The sequence below is a fragment of the Bradyrhizobium retamae genome (assembly GCF_001440415.1).
GTDB lineage: Bacteria > Pseudomonadota > Alphaproteobacteria > Rhizobiales > Xanthobacteraceae > Bradyrhizobium > Bradyrhizobium retamae.
The window spans coordinates 1-2052 of record NZ_LLYA01000093.1 but is presented as its reverse complement, the minus strand read 5'-3'; the positions used below and the strand labels follow the sequence as shown (position 1 = coordinate 2052).

At 54.8% G+C, this 2052-nt stretch carries 2 protein-coding genes; both read left to right on the top strand.

From position 1 onward, the window contains the following. Positions 1–361 precede the first annotated feature (361 nt). Entirely contained in the window at positions 362–1324 is a 963-nt protein-coding gene (locus CQ13_RS11545; protein ID WP_057843025.1) for a D-2-hydroxyacid dehydrogenase, read from the top strand. 106 nt (positions 1325–1430) lie between these two features. Beyond that, the coding region (locus tag CQ13_RS11540; RefSeq protein WP_197427311.1) for a phytanoyl-CoA dioxygenase family protein at positions 1431–2052 on the top strand (622 nt) is incomplete at its 3' end.

Genomic DNA, 2052 nt, shown 5'->3' with positions numbered 1-2052 from the left:
GGCCAATCTTGCCCGCCGTCAGGCAGAAACTCCACTTATCGCACTGTTCAGATTTGCGGAGCCGGCTCTAACATCAATTTGCGCCGGGAAGTAGACTAAGCTCAACTAGTCACGAGCCGAGCGCTTTCTGATCGCTTCCTTACGAAATCTGCGCCAATCAGGTAAAATGCGCGGGATTTCTGCGCCTTGCGCCTGGAAGTTAGCTGAAAAAACATTCTCCGCGGCAATAGGATTCCGCTGTTCTCTTAAAACACGCGCTGCGGAACCGACGAAGGTGAGGATGTGAGCGCTGCCAAGCATGAACATAAGTGCAAACCCGTGGAGTAGCGCAAGGTAAGCGCATTACCGGAGAGGAATTCGAATGGCCGCTCAAAGCCAAGAACTTACCATCGTTCTCAACCATCCCGTAGCAGACACATACGCTGAACTAATCGGGAAGCGATTTCCGCAAGTGCACACCATTGTGGCGCCGGATGTCGAGAAACTTGAGCGGCATATCGGCGAGGCCGACGCGATTCTGGCCTTTGAGTTCCCAGTAAAATTTATCGATCGGGCAAAAAAGTTGCGCTGGTTCCAATGCACCGGTGCGGGCGTAGACTCTCTTATGCCCATTCGCGAGAAGTTGGGAGCCATTCAAGTAACCAACGCACGAGGAATCCACGGGGATATAATTGCGGATTACGTCATGGCCGGTATTACAATCCTGCATTGGGACTTCCGTCGCCTACTACGTGAGCAGGCTGCTCGCCAATGGAATACCCGAGCTGTAGCGCCGCTAGCGGATAAATCACTCGGCGTCGTCGGGCTCGGGTCAATCGGAGCGACTATCGCAAGGCGTGCCAAGGCCGCCGGTATGACGGTTTACGGTACCAAAAAGAACATTTCTGTTCCAGTTGAAGGTATTGACCGCTTGTTTAGCGCGAGCGATCTCAAGAGCATGCTGCCTCTCTGTGATTTCGTTGTGTTAGCCTTGCCTGGGACTCCCGACACAGTTAGGACCATTGGAGGGGCCGAGATTGCCTGCCTCAGGCCCGATGCCTTTCTGATCAATATTGCGCGGGGCTTTGTTGTAGATGAAACCGAGTTGATTAAGGCCCTGCAAAGTGGCGCGATCGCAGGCGCAATGCTCGATGTCTTCGAAAAGGAGCCGCTGCCGCAAGATAGTCCGCTGTGGGACCTGCCAAATGTCATCGCGACACCGCATATGGCCGGCTACCCGGACAATTATCCAGGTCGGGTCTTTTCGATCTTCGCTGACAATATCGAACGTTTCCTAAGCGGACGGGCGCTGAAGAATGTTGTCAACCTGAGTCGCGGGTATTGACCCTTGATTCGTTGGCCAGCGAGGCCGGACGGCAGAATCCTCCAGGTAATGAGCGCTGCCGACAGTTTATCCAACTCCAGAAATCGGACGAAGTACAATGCTTACAATGAGCAGCGAGGAAGTTTCGGCTTACGCCCGAGATGGGTACGTAATCCGCAAGAACCTATTTAGCAGAAAAGAAGTGGCGCTGTTCCTAGACAGAGTACGAGCGCCTATCGAGGCAGAAATTGCGGGCGGCTTAGTGTTTGCTAAAAAGGACCATGAGGGCCGGACGGGCCTCGTCAAAGGTTTGACTAAGGCGGATGAAGTAAGATTCGGGTTTCTTGGCCGAGACGAGCGGCTCGTTGATCTCGCGCAAGATGTCATCGGCAAGCCCGTCTACCGCTACGCTCATGAGATGCCACTGAAGCAGCCAGCCGGCGGCGGCGGCGACGGCGGCTGGGGATGGCATCAGGACTTCGGTTTTTTTCACACCGACGGCCTGCTCGCCCCTGAGTTAACCGCCATCTGGCTCGTGTTCCATAAGGCGACAAGGGAGAACGGCTGCATGCGGGTTCTCAAAGGTTCGCACAAGCTCGGACGGCTCAACCACAACACCGATCTGGCGCCAAACCGCGCAGAGTATGTCAAGGTCAACCAGACGCAAGTCGAACAGAAGGCTCTCGAGGCCGCGATGAAGCGATTCGAGACTGTTTATGTTGAGTTGGAGCCAGGCGACGCGATGATTT

What these genes read in the sequence shown, in the direction of transcription:
- CQ13_RS11545 (WP_057843025.1), top strand. Translation starts at nt 362, where the DNA reads ATGGCCGCTCAAAGCCAAGAACTTACCATCGTTCTCAACCATCCCGTA.